General features: G+C 36.3%; 18 protein-coding genes. 5 read left to right on the top strand and 13 right to left on the bottom strand.

What is annotated here, in order from left to right:
- Window position 1: 1 nt before the first annotated feature.
- The 8 genes from ACR1PO_RS15530 to ACR1PO_RS15495 form a co-directional block, all read right to left on the bottom strand.
- Entirely contained in the window at window positions 2-277 is a 276-nt protein-coding gene (locus ACR1PO_RS15530) for a hypothetical protein (protein ID WP_433987329.1), read from the bottom strand.
- Window positions 278-296: 19 nt separating this feature from the next.
- Window positions 297-554 (bottom strand): hypothetical protein, encoded by a 258-nt coding sequence (locus tag ACR1PO_RS15525; RefSeq protein ID WP_433987328.1) that lies wholly within the window; start codon window positions 552-554, stop codon window positions 297-299.
- Window positions 555-556: 2 nt separating this feature from the next.
- On the bottom strand, window positions 557-697 hold the full coding sequence (locus ACR1PO_RS15520; RefSeq protein ID WP_433987327.1) for a hypothetical protein: 141 nt from the start codon (window positions 695-697) through the stop codon (window positions 557-559).
- A gap of 2 nt (window positions 698-699) precedes the next feature.
- On the bottom strand, window positions 700-885 hold the full coding sequence (locus ACR1PO_RS15515; RefSeq protein WP_433987326.1) for a hypothetical protein: 186 nt from the start codon (window positions 883-885) through the stop codon (window positions 700-702).
- Window positions 882-1,157 (bottom strand): hypothetical protein, encoded by a 276-nt coding sequence (locus tag ACR1PO_RS15510; protein WP_433987325.1) that lies wholly within the window; start codon window positions 1,155-1,157, stop codon window positions 882-884. The genes ACR1PO_RS15515 and ACR1PO_RS15510 overlap by 4 nt, the downstream gene beginning before the upstream one ends.
- Before the next feature lie 82 nt (window positions 1,158-1,239).
- The gene (locus ACR1PO_RS15505) at window positions 1,240-1,629 is read right to left on the bottom strand and encodes a hypothetical protein (protein WP_433987324.1); all 390 of its coding nucleotides are present in this window, start codon (window positions 1,627-1,629) and stop codon (window positions 1,240-1,242) included.
- 60 nt (window positions 1,630-1,689) lie between these two features.
- On the bottom strand, window positions 1,690-1,866 hold the full coding sequence (locus ACR1PO_RS15500) for a hypothetical protein (RefSeq protein ID WP_433987323.1): 177 nt from the start codon (window positions 1,864-1,866) through the stop codon (window positions 1,690-1,692).
- Window positions 1,863-2,093 (bottom strand): hypothetical protein, encoded by a 231-nt coding sequence (locus tag ACR1PO_RS15495; protein WP_233332840.1) that lies wholly within the window; start codon window positions 2,091-2,093, stop codon window positions 1,863-1,865. Before ACR1PO_RS15495 ends, ACR1PO_RS15500 begins: the two co-directional genes overlap by 4 nt.
- A gap of 213 nt (window positions 2,094-2,306) precedes the next feature.
- Between ACR1PO_RS15495 and ACR1PO_RS15490 the strand changes: the two genes are divergently transcribed.
- The gene (locus tag ACR1PO_RS15490; RefSeq protein WP_433987322.1) at window positions 2,307-2,786 is read left to right on the top strand and encodes a hypothetical protein; all 480 of its coding nucleotides are present in this window, start codon (window positions 2,307-2,309) and stop codon (window positions 2,784-2,786) included.
- A 227-nt stretch (window positions 2,787-3,013) separates the two neighbouring features.
- Here ACR1PO_RS15490 and ACR1PO_RS15485 read toward each other — a convergent pair whose 3' ends face one another.
- Together ACR1PO_RS15485 and ACR1PO_RS15480 are read right to left on the bottom strand one after the other, a co-directional pair.
- Window positions 3,014-3,508: a hypothetical protein gene (locus tag ACR1PO_RS15485; RefSeq protein ID WP_433987321.1), complete on the bottom strand. Its 495-nt coding sequence runs from the start codon at window positions 3,506-3,508 to the stop codon at window positions 3,014-3,016.
- Window positions 3,465-3,758, bottom strand: a complete 294-nt coding sequence (locus ACR1PO_RS15480; RefSeq protein WP_433987320.1) for a hypothetical protein — start codon at window positions 3,756-3,758, stop codon at window positions 3,465-3,467. Before ACR1PO_RS15480 ends, ACR1PO_RS15485 begins: the two co-directional genes overlap by 44 nt.
- Before the next feature lie 190 nt (window positions 3,759-3,948).
- Between ACR1PO_RS15480 and ACR1PO_RS15475 the strand changes: the two genes are divergently transcribed.
- The 3 genes from ACR1PO_RS15475 (at window position 3,949) to ACR1PO_RS15465 (ending at window position 5,671) form a co-directional block, all read left to right on the top strand.
- A complete protein-coding gene (locus ACR1PO_RS15475; RefSeq protein WP_433987319.1) occupies window positions 3,949-4,347 on the top strand; it encodes a hypothetical protein in 399 nt (132 codons plus the stop codon).
- Between the two features lie 8 nt (window positions 4,348-4,355).
- On the top strand, window positions 4,356-4,922 hold the full coding sequence (locus ACR1PO_RS22445; RefSeq protein ID WP_491701021.1) for a DUF4468 domain-containing protein: 567 nt from the start codon (window positions 4,356-4,358) through the stop codon (window positions 4,920-4,922).
- Window positions 4,923-5,254: 332 nt separating this feature from the next.
- Entirely contained in the window at window positions 5,255-5,671 is a 417-nt protein-coding gene (locus ACR1PO_RS15465; RefSeq protein WP_332386179.1) for a hypothetical protein, read from the top strand.
- A gap of 132 nt (window positions 5,672-5,803) precedes the next feature.
- On the opposite strand, the gene ACR1PO_RS15460 is transcribed toward ACR1PO_RS15465, so the two are convergent.
- The gene (locus ACR1PO_RS15460; RefSeq protein ID WP_433987317.1) at window positions 5,804-8,272 is read right to left on the bottom strand and encodes a TonB-dependent receptor domain-containing protein; all 2,469 of its coding nucleotides are present in this window, start codon (window positions 8,270-8,272) and stop codon (window positions 5,804-5,806) included.
- A 486-nt stretch (window positions 8,273-8,758) separates the two neighbouring features.
- On the opposite strand from ACR1PO_RS15460, the gene ACR1PO_RS15455 reads away from it, so the two are divergent.
- Window positions 8,759-9,550 (top strand): DUF2490 domain-containing protein, encoded by a 792-nt coding sequence (locus ACR1PO_RS15455; RefSeq protein WP_433987316.1) that lies wholly within the window; start codon window positions 8,759-8,761, stop codon window positions 9,548-9,550.
- A gap of 110 nt (window positions 9,551-9,660) precedes the next feature.
- Here ACR1PO_RS15455 and ACR1PO_RS15450 read toward each other — a convergent pair whose 3' ends face one another.
- Together ACR1PO_RS15450 and ACR1PO_RS15445 are read right to left on the bottom strand one after the other, a co-directional pair.
- The gene (locus ACR1PO_RS15450; RefSeq protein ID WP_332386183.1) at window positions 9,661-10,356 is read right to left on the bottom strand and encodes a hypothetical protein; all 696 of its coding nucleotides are present in this window, start codon (window positions 10,354-10,356) and stop codon (window positions 9,661-9,663) included.
- 215 nt (window positions 10,357-10,571) lie between these two features.
- The gene (locus tag ACR1PO_RS15445) at window positions 10,572-12,104 is read right to left on the bottom strand and encodes a M20/M25/M40 family metallo-hydrolase (RefSeq protein WP_433987315.1); all 1,533 of its coding nucleotides are present in this window, start codon (window positions 12,102-12,104) and stop codon (window positions 10,572-10,574) included.
- Window positions 12,105-12,143: the final 39 nt, after the last annotated feature.

Genomic DNA, 12,143 nt, shown 5'->3' with positions numbered 1-12,143 from the left:
ATTAATTAATTGTTTTTGAATAGACCGCGTAAGATTTACAGCCTATCTTCTTTGATGATGTTTGAAATATTTTTTGTTTTGCTCGTAGCTCTGAGAACCTTCCCGAAATCTGATGAATGGAAACTCCCATTTCTGTTGCTATGTCTAATGTGCTTTTAACTCCATCGACTTTATTGTATACTGTGATCCGGTTAGACTCGACAGTATGTTTAATTTTTTCGAAGGCGATTTTGGAATTAGCGTTATTCCGCCCCCGGCTGTAGTCTTGAATATCCATATCTTCATTTTTGCTTTGGTTATTTTACTGATGCTACAGTATTTCTTATCCTTTCACTTGCCAAATATGCTTCTGTAAGTCCTTCTCTTTGATCAAATTCCTGATCTTCATATAATTCGCACTCTTCTTCATCTGCAGAACAAGTGAGTTCTGAATCTTCAATAGACACAAGATCATACAATAGCGTTCCATATACTGATTTTGACAAGCCTTCTATTTCGCCTATTATACCTCTGTATATTACCTTTTGCCCTTCTTTGTACTTATGATTATCCATAATTATTGATTTGATTGTTTAAATTCTTTGATGAACTCATTTAAGGCTGTCGTCTCCATTTCGGATAATGGCTCATGCCCAAGACGTTTGTGGTTTACATAAAAAACACCGCCAACGTTTTCTATAATTACAGTTACTTTCATGATTATGCTTTTTTAAGTGCCCAGTATTCGTTGATGAGTTCCTGATTAAACATTACCGCAAAGGGATTCATCTTTTCAACAGCGGTTTTTAGTCTTTCCATCCAAATAGGGTCTTTAATCCCTACCGGTTCAGTCACAATTTGTTTTCTTTCGGCAATTGGCTTTTGTAGGTAGTCTGTTATGCTCATATCTCTGTGGCTTCTTTGATTAGTTTTTGTGCTATCTTTCTATAAGCAATTGGAGTATTTTCACTTGTAGAAATTGACTGAATAAATTCAAGCATTTCAGGGGCCTTGGATAACATTAATGAATCTGCTTTGAGCTTTTCAAAATCAGGAGCAAACACAGTCGCAACAGGCCAGCCTTCAGAATTGGTCAGTTTTACAGATACATAACCGGATAAAGGTTTAAAAACAGATCCCTGATCAATTAAAATTTCTTTTGTTCCTTTGAATTCCATAATTATTAGTGATATTTGATTAAGTATTCTACGAAATACATATACTGTTGGCCGAACCAACGCATTGTTAATAGTAACGTTCTCATGATGCTGTAAAATAATGGTTAAATGAAATACGACCGCTTTGGATCATTTTGATGTTCAAACCGTACTGAGCCTGCTGACACGCTTCTCTAAGCGTTGAGACTCTTTCTCTGAAAAATGATTTACCCCCTTTTCTGTATGTCTGGAACCACCTTGCAATCATTCTCTTTATCTGTTTATAACCAGGATTTGATTTTAAAACTATTCCGGAAACCTGCCCTAGCTTATTCAAAATATGATACTGACCTCTTATTACATGAATCCTTTCCCCATCTTCCAACCACACAAACCCATGAATCATTTCTTTATTAGTTCTATAATCAGTTTGCTTGTAAAAATTAAAGCCCTTGATCTTTTTTCCTAAAATTGTTTTTTGTACTTTTGCCATGTTGTGATAATTTTAATTGTTACACGATTTTGCTTAAGTCGTCTGCGCCACAGGCGACTTTTATATTTTACCCTTAGCGAATTGAGTGTCTAAATAATCTGAATAAAACTTCCGAAGATCCTTTTTGCTTTTCTTTTTCTCGGCCACTCCCTCAAGTGTTCGTTTACATAATTTTTCTTTCTCATTATCCGGAAGTCTATTCAGATATTCTTTTGCTATGATGTAGTCAGTGTTCATGATTGAAATATTTGCTTGTCTTTCCAGCCAGTATGCTTTTTAATTGCCGTCACTGCGAAATAGTTTGAAACTTTGTCTGATTCTCTGTAAGCCCAGTTAGTTACTGTTGATTCTCTGTTACCCGTTTCCTCTGCGATTTTCTTTAATAAAGTGTAATCATCTAGAATCATTCTAAATACTTCGCCTTTTATTTTTCGAGGTTTTAGTATATTTGTCTGTGATTTCATTTTGTTCTATCATTTTGATATAGCAAATATAGAACTTTTCTCTGTAAAACAAAATAAAAAATAGAATTTTTATCTATTTTTACAGAAAATAGTTCTAACTTATTGATTATCAAGATAATTATTTTACACACAAGTGAATCATTATGAATTTACCGTAAAATCACGGTGTTTTTCAGAAATTAAAAGTAGTTTATTTGCAATCCAAATTTTAAAATGGAAAACAACACCACAGAAAACACAGAACAATTATCTGTAAAAGAAAGATTAATTAAGTTCATTAATCATGAAAACTTATCACAGAGTAAATTTGAGAAGCAAGCGAACTTGTCAAACGGATATGTAAATAATATTAAGAATTCAATCAGCGATAAAGTATTTGATTTAAGAATACATCCCGCATTTCCACATTTGAATAAAGTATGGCTATTACATGGAATAGGGGAAATGAATATAGAGTCAGATTCTGAAAAGTCAAGTGATAAAACTTCCATAATCAAAAACAAGCCACTTGACGAACAAATGGCTATTCTTCATAAAGAAATAAGAAAGTTAAAAAAACAAAATAATAAATTATCGGATAGATTAGACGATACTTTAGCGTTAATAGAACTTTACCTTGCTCCTATTGCTATGAAAATGGAAATAAATATCGATCCAGATTTAAAAAAGAAAATTCTTGACCATCTTAATTAGCACTGGTGCGTAAAATTGATATACAAAAATTAAATCGTCGTAAATCTAAATTATCTAAACATAAATTAAACAAAATTATAGATTGTTGATCAGTGAATATCGATGTTTTTAGTTTAACAAGTAAAACATGGTTATTGCTTACGTATTCATCAAAAGTAATAAGACCACACCTGTAAAGATCCTCATTTCTAAAATGAAGATTCATTATCTTTTTTCTGTTCTCTTTTTTACTTTGCATCATTTTTATTTACAATACTTTCGATGGTTTTAAACTGGATTTCATCTTTTAATTTTAAATCTTTAATATGCTCATTTAGTCTATAAATTACATAAATAAACGGAATAAGCATTATTAAGAAACCCAATCTATGCCACCAGTCAGGGTCTATTTCATATCCAAACCTCATTAATTCATACATTGTTAATGAGTATAAAGAAGCATAAATTGGCAGTATGTAGCAATGAGAGTATGCACGCATGTATCTTCCTATACAACACATAAGTATAGCAACATAAAGACTTTCTATCCATATGTCTGATCTAAGTTTCACCCCTCTTCCATCTAACATTGTGTTAAAACCTGGGTCTATCCATGACCATATGTTATCTGTAAAAGGCACAAAGCCCGACAATATAACTATTATCGAGCCTGCTAATTTTAAATATGTTAGTCTATGTTTACCTCCTAGGCGGGATAGGAACGTCTTTTGGGTCTCCTCCATCTACTGGATCTAGATTTGTATCTGGATCGTCGCTTAATAAACCGCTTCCGCTTTTGATGACAATTGTATCACTTATTGCTTGTGGCTCTGCTTCTCGGCTATGAACTCCAGAATTGTTTAACTTAAATTTTTCTTGGTTACTCTTTTTTACTGACTCGATTGCTTCTTTTCTTGTTTCCTCGTCACGATCTGAGCATGCATAAAGAATAACAGCTACAACAGCAATCAAGATTATTAGTTTTGTTTTCATAAAATAAGGGTTTTAATTTCTATGTAAAAATACTAATAATTAAAGTGTTACACGAATTCATATAAACTTCATCAGTCCTGCTAATATATACATTTATTTTATTTTATTATACCGTATTTATACGGATTTATTACGGGATTCCATAATTTGACAATATTTTTTAATTTATATCTTTGCGTAAAATTGAATCATGAAAAAAATAAAATTAATTTTTATTGTGCTGAGCGCTGGATTATTTACGCTATCATGTTCACATTCTGATGATGAAGATAGCAATTATAAAGAACTAGAAAGAATGCCTTATGATATTATAGGAGATTGGAGGCCTGAAAACGCTTATACCAAAGTTTCATTAACTTTTTCCGAAGAAAGCAACTATACGCCAAAACTGTACATATCTAGGTCTGGCAGATATTTTCAAGGAAGACCATTATACTTAAAAGGAGGTGATGGATCAATGTACTTTAAATTCAATGGAAGTGATTCATATTCAAAACTTAATTATAAAAAGGTGGTTAATAAAACTTATGAATTTAACCTGGAGAACTCAGGTGATTTAAATTTTAAAGAGAATTTCATAAAGCAGTAATATAACTTATTAATTATGAAAAAATTTATTTCTCTTTTTTTTTATTATACACAATATTAGTTCACTGTCAAAATACTGAATTTTCAATAAATGATGATGGATTAAGCAAATATGTTGTTACATCTATACCCGGAATAAGTAAAGAAATAGCATATAAGAAAACAATTGATTGGATCAATAAGAAATTCAATACTCCTGAAAAGAACATAAAAGGAACCATTGAAAATGAGTATATTAGAATAGAAGCTGTTAGTTATAGTGCCATGAGATACGGAGGAATTGGCGGAGCAATGACAAAGCCAATAAAGTTTCAAATCGAAATATCTTTCAAAGATGATAAATATAAATTTGAGATTGCCGAATTACAGGAGGAAAACTATATGTTCCCACAATTTTCTAGAAGGCCGTTTATGGCTTTAGATCTGTCTAAAAATAATGAAGGTGTTAGAAAGTCCAATGGTCAATTCAGGTCAAGATATAGATATGCCGATGACTTAGTCGTCTATTTCAATTTCTTAAACTCTAAATTAAAGGACTATATTACAAACACAAATCAAACTGATGATAATTGGTAATATTTTCTATATTTGCACTCCGAACATTTGAGTAAAATGAGTAAGAAATGAGTAAATAACGCCTATTTTTTACGTATTTAGAAATTATAACTAATTGATTATCAATAACAATATATTGCAACATGGAATCCCTTCCTTTCTGCAGATTAAAAAGCCTGTGCTGAATTAGCACAGGCTTTTTTTTATCATCATAATTTATCTGATCGTTTATACTTATTCAGTTTCTAAGTATTTCTACTCAATTTACTAATTGGTAATTTTTACGCTACACCATTTCCTTTGTTGTCCGTTACTTTGAAGAACAATCTAATCACCAAAAAACCAACTTAATTATGACATCAACAAGTGTAAATGCAAATTCTTCAGGTCAGTTAGTACTTGGAAACGGAGCACAATTCTGGGTGTATCTTTCACCACAAAATGATACTTCCAGAATGATTTCTACATGGCGTGTAACATTTTCACAGGGAGACTGGAGTGACTTTATCTCAAGTGAGAATCCTACCAAACAAATTCAAACCCCTAATCTTTCAGGGATTTTTGATATCAGAGTAGAATTATTAAGCGGATCTACCGGCACATGGCGTCAGATTCCGCCACAATCAGGAAGTCACAATGAAATAGGCTGTAATTCCAACTGTGCCTCTATGGTAGGCATTGTTGCTGACAGCACCAACCCTCCTATCGGAGCCATCAATGCCCATTTCTGGACAACATGGGATGCTATGTGCGGAGTAAGACAGAACTGATAAAATAAACAGTACGTAAAAACAAATTGCCACAGTATGTAGAATATTGTGGCAATTTAATTTCAATCCGGCGGATGAATATTTAAAATATACAGCCCGGACCTTTAATCCGGGCTGTATAACTGACTTTATTTAAAACTTTAAAGAAACACTTCCAAGAAATCGTGACGGAGCCTGTGGTGTCAAACGTACAGACCATGCTTTTTCATTGGTAATATTATCAAATTTCAGCCCTACTCTGTATTTTGGCTGATCGTAGAAAATGCCTATATCAAACATTTTGTAAGACGGAATAATCACTTTAGCTGTTTGTGTATTGGTCTGATAGGAAGAGGATCCCATATTTCCACCACCGCCTATTCCCAGGCCTTTTAATTTTCCTTCAGGAATACGGTAGCTGATCCAGAAGTTGAGCATATTGGCAGGTCCGGACAATGCAGGCCTTAAACCATTTACCGAAGGATTGGCATTCGTAAATTTACTGTCATTATAAGCATATCCTGCAACAACATTGAATCCATCAAAAGGATTAGCCGTCAGCTCAGCTTCAAATCCTTTACTTACCTGCGTCCCATCCTGTATGGAATAGTTGATATCATCAGGATTTGTTCTTAAAATATTATCCACACGGATATTGTAATAGCTTAACGTACCTACAAGTCTGTGGTTAAAAACATCTGCTTTTACCCCCAATTCCAGCTGATTGGCATATTCAGGTTTGAAAGTATTCCCGTTGATATCCGTTCCGCTCACATTATTAAAGCCATTCATATAGTTTCCAAACAGAGAAAGTTTATTTTTCAATACTTCATAGACGATTCCCATTTTAGGTGAAAAAGCGGTCTGCCCATAAGGCCCCGATTGCGCTCCGCTGCTGCTCAGGCCGCCTTTTATTTCTCCTGTGGTTATATCATACACTCCTTTAAACTGAAACCGGTCTACCCTTACACTGGCCATTACCATCAGCTGATCCGTAATATTAAAAACATCTGAGATATAAGCAGCATAGGTATTGTCACTGTTATTTTCCCTTCTGAAGGCTGAAGTAGCTGTAAGCGCGTCTATGGTATTGCTGTTCACTCTGAAGTCGGCCGAAGGATGAACAAAATTAAATACTTTGGTATTGGTATGGTAACGGTCAAAATGATTGGAATTGTTATAAAAGTCCAAACCGACAACCATCCTGTTTCTGAAACGTCCGATACGGAAATCCCCGATGAAGTTCTGCTGAATATTGGTGGCAATAAATGAAGTGGTTCCCACCATCACCTGAGCGCTTGCTGTAGAATCTGTTTTCCCGTTGATGGCAGAAATATATCCGTTAATGGTAGATCTTGCGCGGGACAGTATCGTTTGAGATGTCCAGTTTTCCGAAACTTTATAATTCAGCTGGGCAAAGATGTTCAGCATCTGTGTTTCGTAGGCCAGGTCATCACTCAGGAAGTTCTTATAATACGGGAACTTCATATCTGCAACAGACTGGATTTTGTTACTCCCGGTATAAGGATTAAACCGTACAACCGATGTTCCTTTTGCCTGATTGAACTCTACATCCAGCAGGAGCGACATACGGTCATTGATCTGATAAGAAAAACTGGGAGCAATAGCCAATGAGTTGGTAAACCCGATATCCTGAAAGCTCTTTTCTGTAGTTCCTGCCGCATTAAGGCGGAAAAGAGCCGTTCTGTCCTTATTTACCGGTGTATTAACATCCACTGTCAGCCGGTTATAATTCCAGCTTCCTCCTACATATCCTACTTCACCGCCAAAATCATTGTAAGGCTTTTTCGTCACCCTGTTGTATACTCCTCCATAGCTGCTGGCCACACTTTTCCCGAATAAAGTCGCTGAAGGTCCTTTAATGGCTTCTATACGTTCAAGGTTTACGGGATCAATGACTGAAAATGCAGCGCCTGCGACTCCATTCCTGGCATTGGGTTCTGTTTCAAATCCTCTTGAGCGGAATGTCACTCTTCCCTGATTCGCAATCATAGGAACTCCTGCTCCCGGTACGTTTTTGGAAATGCTTCCCAGATCCACAGCTACCTGCTCCTGGAATAATTCTTTGGTAACCGTATTATAGACCTGAGGGTTTTCTAAATTTTTCAAAGGCAATCTGGCTACAAACCCGCTTTCTTTTTTCGAAAAACGGTTTGTATTTTTCATTATAACCACTTCCTGTATAGCCTGGATATTTTCCCGGGTAAGCTGATAATCCAGTATAGTTGTTTCACCTGCTTTTACCTCTGCCGGAAGGCGTACTTCTTTAGCACCCAGAATCTGCAACTTCACAGTATAAGAACCTGCATTAAGGTTTGCAAAATGATAATTTCCTTCGTCATCCGTAAGGGTCTGGCGATCCGCTTCCGGCAACGAGACAGATATTGCCCTCAACGGCTGTCCGTCCACCATATTTACTTTTCCAGAGATGCCACCCTGCAGATTCTGGGCGTGTGTTGCCGTTAAACCGATTAGAAAGAATAAAAAAATAAGAAATGGTTTTATCCATTGCTGTTTATTGGTTGAAATATCATTCTGTCTTGTTTCTACGGAATGAGGCATATGCCTCCCGCGAAGCATACATTCATTAGCTTGTATCATTTTTTCAGCCTTATTTAAAGTGATTATAAATAAAGGTGCAAAATAACGGAAACGCAGGCTTCCTCACAATATTAATTTGAATTATTCTAAATAAAATTTAAAAAAAGTACAGCTTCCAACCTAATGTAAATTTATAGAAACATTCAATAATAAGGGTGTTTAAGAGATTAGTTAAGCTTTAAACAATAGATAGAAATCAACTTTTCCACAAGATGCTAATACGTTATCCACATGTTATCCACAATTCATTATTGCTATGAAAAAGATTTTTGACAACTCCCATTCCTAATTCTATCCTAAATCAGATGTTTATTTTGTCTTGTTTTTAAACAGTATTGAAAGATTTTGAATAAACATTCTATGAACCAGGCTTATAATTTTGCAGCAATAAAGTATTCTCTCTGCGTAACTGCGGTATTATCTTCTATCTTATGGTTTCGCAGCCATTTAAAATTAACAGTAAAACAACAATCCATTATATTGGGTATGAAGAAAATTTTTGCAGGTATATTTTTATTGGGATGTATCGGAACCACTATCAAGGCACAGATCAGTCCGCCGGGGCTGGGAGATGCCAACAATGCATTCTGGGGCGCCTTCGGAGTTAAACAGCAGCTGGATTCTTTAGGGAAAAAACAGTCTTTGAGCTATGCTGCCATCGGGAGAAAAAGCAGCCCGGATAACCATAATTTATTGTCAAAGCAGGCTATCATTGTCCTGAATCATGAGATATACCATTCTTTTGCCCCGCATCAGCAGTACAGCTATGCCCTCAGCTACCGCAGACAGCCCCACTATGAAAGCAACGCCCCTTATGAAAAAGAAAATACGGAACAGGAATTCAGGATTTACGGAAGATATGCATATACTTTTGACCTGGGAAGAAGGTGGAAGCTGAAAAATACAGTACGGCAGGAATTCAGGAAGTTTTTTGATGCAGACTTTCATAAAGCAGAGGAAGATTTTCAGCTCAGAACCCGTATCAAGAGTCAGTTAACCTATACTTTATCTCCAAAGAATAATCAAAAGCTGGCATTAAGTGCAGAAGCGCTTTTTTCCATAAGCCACCTTAATGAACCGGATTCTGAATGGAACTCCTTCGGGTATCGTGAAATGCGGATTGCAGCATACTATATCTTTACCATTCCTGATTCACCTTTTACAGTAGATATTGGCTATATGGATGATCTGATCCGAGACAGCAGGAGCATTCATCATGGAGGTGTTCATTACCTTGCTGCAGACCTGATCTGGAATATACCTTACAGAAAGAGATGACAAAAAAACTGTATTTTTATAAACAAAATCCCGATCATCACTGACCGGGATTTTTGTTGAAACATAAGTTTCTCTGCAATATAATTAAGTATGAATGTTTGGTGTATATTTTAGTTGCAAAGCTTCAGGAATTCGCGGCTCATCTGTACATTAAATTTAGCGTCCGCTTTGGAGCGCGCATAAATCGTATGCTTAAAAGCATGTACTGTTTTCAGTTTCTGATCAATAAATTCTGCAATCTGCACCACAGAGAACAGAAAATCCCTGTACACTGCCATATTGACCGTCTGGCCATAGTACGGAAGGTACGCTTTTAAAAAGGGTATTGCTTTCTGATGGCGGTTATAGCTGATGCAATATCCTACACCGTCTACTGAGGTAACAATAGCATAGTTATTGAGATAATCCTGAATGTTTTTGTTACCATCCAGAGCCTGAGGATTTTTTGAACAAAACTTATTGATCTTATCCAGAATATGCTGGGCATACTCCATCATGGAAATATTTTTAAATTCAAAAACCTGGCTCATCCTGTTGGCTGGTGAGGTTTCGTTTTCGCAATCAATACAGAAAGAAATCCCTATTTTTTCATGATAAGGGAAAAAGCAGTCTTTTACTTCAATGGAGGCATCCGGCTTTAACCTGTCATCTGCAAAATTGTAATAGACATACGGACTGTAAAGTTCAGCAAGCGCATTCAGATAGTCTGTTTCGCTGGTATTATGATATTCTTCAAACCATTTTTCAAGGTTGTCATAATAATTACTTTCAAAGTCGTTAAAGTTTAAGTAAAATGGCAATTCCATAGCTCTGTAATTTTGATATGACAAAGCTATAGGTGTAATGCGACAAAACTTGACGCAATATATTTTTTGTGAAAGATTTTTGGTCAGGGGTCAATTTTGCTTCGCAAACCCATAGGGAAAATACATTATCTATAGATAAAAACACCAGATATCCACGACCCGGACCCCGATTAAAAGTTCACAAGCGCAGCGAACCGACTGTCCTCCATTGACATTTATTTATCATAATTCTTCATGATGTACTCAAAGTAACGGATCATTTTCAGATAGTTTTCAATGCTGAGATATTCGTTGGTACTGTGAATGCTCTGCTGTTCGGCACTATTGATTTTGATTGGCATGAACCGGTAGACGTTTTTACTTACGATTTCGTATTTACCGGCATCCGTTCCTGCCATGGTAAGATAAGGCGTAACAATTGCTCCGGGATGAATTTCCTTAACGGCTGCTTCTATTATTTTAAAAGCTTTTGTATTGGTTGGAGAAATGGCAGATGCTTCTCTGGTATTGTCAATTTCCTCTACCTCCACATCAAAACCTTCAGTGGCTTTGGCAATATGATTTTTTACATCTTTCACTGAATTTCCGGGAAGCAATCTGAAATTAACCACAAATTCCACTTCAGGAGAAAGCACATTGGTGCCGTCGCTTCCTTTCATCATCGTTAATGCTGTAGTCGTTCTTACCAATGCATTGGTGGTATTGTTCTTGGTGAGCTGTGAGATCAATACCGGTTTTAAAAGCCATTGGTTGGCCAGCGCCATTCTTGTGGTAAAAGGCATTTCACCACCAATATTATTAAAGAACTCTTTGATTAAAGGCGTGATCATGGGTTTCATCTGATCATCTTCCAGACGCTGCATGATGATAGCAGCCTTCCCGATAGCACTTTCCATAGGCGGCATAGAGGAGTGCCCGCCAAGCCCTTTAACTTTTATCTTTGCGGACAGAAAGCCTTTTTCAGCGCATCCCACCACAGCCACATCAGTATCAATCCCTGCTACATTTCCTTTTCTCATAATCAATCCTCCTTCGTCATAGACAGCATCGAATTTCAATCCTTTCTTTTTAAAATAATCTGCGATCTGAACCGCTCCTTTTTGTCCGCCAACCTCTTCATCAAAACCGAAAGCCAGATAAATATCCCGCTGGGGAATCTGTTTGTTTTTAATCATAGAATTCACAGATTCCATTAAAGAGAAAAGCATTCCTTTCATATCTATCGCTCCTCTTCCGTAGATTCTTCCATTGGCTACCGCTCCTGAAAAAGGGGCAAAATCCCAGTCTTCCGCTACTTTTGAAACAGGCTCAAGCGGTTTGTCATCCGGCCGGAATACATTTTCTTCATTATTTTTAATATCTGCATCTCCGGGAGGAACAACATCCATATGGGAAAGGAATAAAACAGGCTCCAGAGCAGGATTGCTTCCTTTAAGCCTGAACACCAATCCATACTGATTCACCTCAACATTTTCCGTATTCTGATAAACTAACGGATAAGAGGCTTTTAAATAGGTTTTGAACTGATCAAACGGTGCATAGTCGAATTCACCCAGGCTGCCTGTGGAAACTGTGGGAACTTTTATTCCTCCTGACAGTCTCATTACCGCAGAGTCATTTTTTACGGGTTTCCAACCTTCTCCTGCACCGGTATTATTTTTCTTAAACGGATAAGTATAGGTTTTAATCAATACAACAGCAGCCAGAACGACAATGATTCCCAGAAGGATTAAAAGAAATTTTTTCATAGCAGATAGTTTGTGAGGTGGTTTGATTCCATAAATATA

This window comes from Chryseobacterium amylolyticum (assembly GCF_051011775.1).
Taxonomy (GTDB): domain Bacteria; phylum Bacteroidota; class Bacteroidia; order Flavobacteriales; family Weeksellaceae; genus Chryseobacterium.
The sequence above is the reverse complement of the archived record's forward strand: the minus strand, read 5'-3'. Positions and strand labels throughout refer to the sequence as shown.

What these genes read in the sequence shown, in the direction of transcription:
- ACR1PO_RS15460 (WP_433987317.1), bottom strand. Translation starts at nt 8,272, where the DNA reads ATGATACAAGCTAATGAATGTATGCTTCGCGGGAGGCATATGCCTCAT.
- ACR1PO_RS15515 (WP_433987326.1), bottom strand. Translation starts at nt 885, where the DNA reads ATGAGCATAACAGACTACCTACAAAAGCCAATTGCCGAAAGAAAACAA.
- ACR1PO_RS15485 (WP_433987321.1), bottom strand. Translation starts at nt 3,508, where the DNA reads ATGGAGGAGACCCAAAAGACGTTCCTATCCCGCCTAGGAGGTAAACAT.
- ACR1PO_RS15465 (WP_332386179.1), top strand. Translation starts at nt 5,255, where the DNA reads ATGACATCAACAAGTGTAAATGCAAATTCTTCAGGTCAGTTAGTACTT.
- ACR1PO_RS15500 (WP_433987323.1), bottom strand. Translation starts at nt 1,866, where the DNA reads ATGAACACTGACTACATCATAGCAAAAGAATATCTGAATAGACTTCCG.
- ACR1PO_RS15520 (WP_433987327.1), bottom strand. Translation starts at nt 697, where the DNA reads ATGAAAGTAACTGTAATTATAGAAAACGTTGGCGGTGTTTTTTATGTA.
- ACR1PO_RS15450 (WP_332386183.1), bottom strand. Translation starts at nt 10,356, where the DNA reads ATGGAATTGCCATTTTACTTAAACTTTAACGACTTTGAAAGTAATTAT.
- ACR1PO_RS15525 (WP_433987328.1), bottom strand. Translation starts at nt 554, where the DNA reads ATGGATAATCATAAGTACAAAGAAGGGCAAAAGGTAATATACAGAGGT.
- ACR1PO_RS15505 (WP_433987324.1), bottom strand. Translation starts at nt 1,629, where the DNA reads ATGGCAAAAGTACAAAAAACAATTTTAGGAAAAAAGATCAAGGGCTTT.
- ACR1PO_RS15530 (WP_433987329.1), bottom strand. Translation starts at nt 277, where the DNA reads ATGGATATTCAAGACTACAGCCGGGGGCGGAATAACGCTAATTCCAAA.
- ACR1PO_RS15480 (WP_433987320.1), bottom strand. Translation starts at nt 3,758, where the DNA reads ATGAAAACAAAACTAATAATCTTGATTGCTGTTGTAGCTGTTATTCTT.
- ACR1PO_RS15490 (WP_433987322.1), top strand. Translation starts at nt 2,307, where the DNA reads ATGGAAAACAACACCACAGAAAACACAGAACAATTATCTGTAAAAGAA.
- ACR1PO_RS15455 (WP_433987316.1), top strand. Translation starts at nt 8,759, where the DNA reads ATGAAGAAAATTTTTGCAGGTATATTTTTATTGGGATGTATCGGAACC.
- ACR1PO_RS15445 (WP_433987315.1), bottom strand. Translation starts at nt 12,104, where the DNA reads ATGAAAAAATTTCTTTTAATCCTTCTGGGAATCATTGTCGTTCTGGCT.
- ACR1PO_RS15495 (WP_233332840.1), bottom strand. Translation starts at nt 2,093, where the DNA reads ATGAAATCACAGACAAATATACTAAAACCTCGAAAAATAAAAGGCGAA.
- ACR1PO_RS15510 (WP_433987325.1), bottom strand. Translation starts at nt 1,157, where the DNA reads ATGGAATTCAAAGGAACAAAAGAAATTTTAATTGATCAGGGATCTGTT.
- ACR1PO_RS15475 (WP_433987319.1), top strand. Translation starts at nt 3,949, where the DNA reads ATGAAAAAAATAAAATTAATTTTTATTGTGCTGAGCGCTGGATTATTT.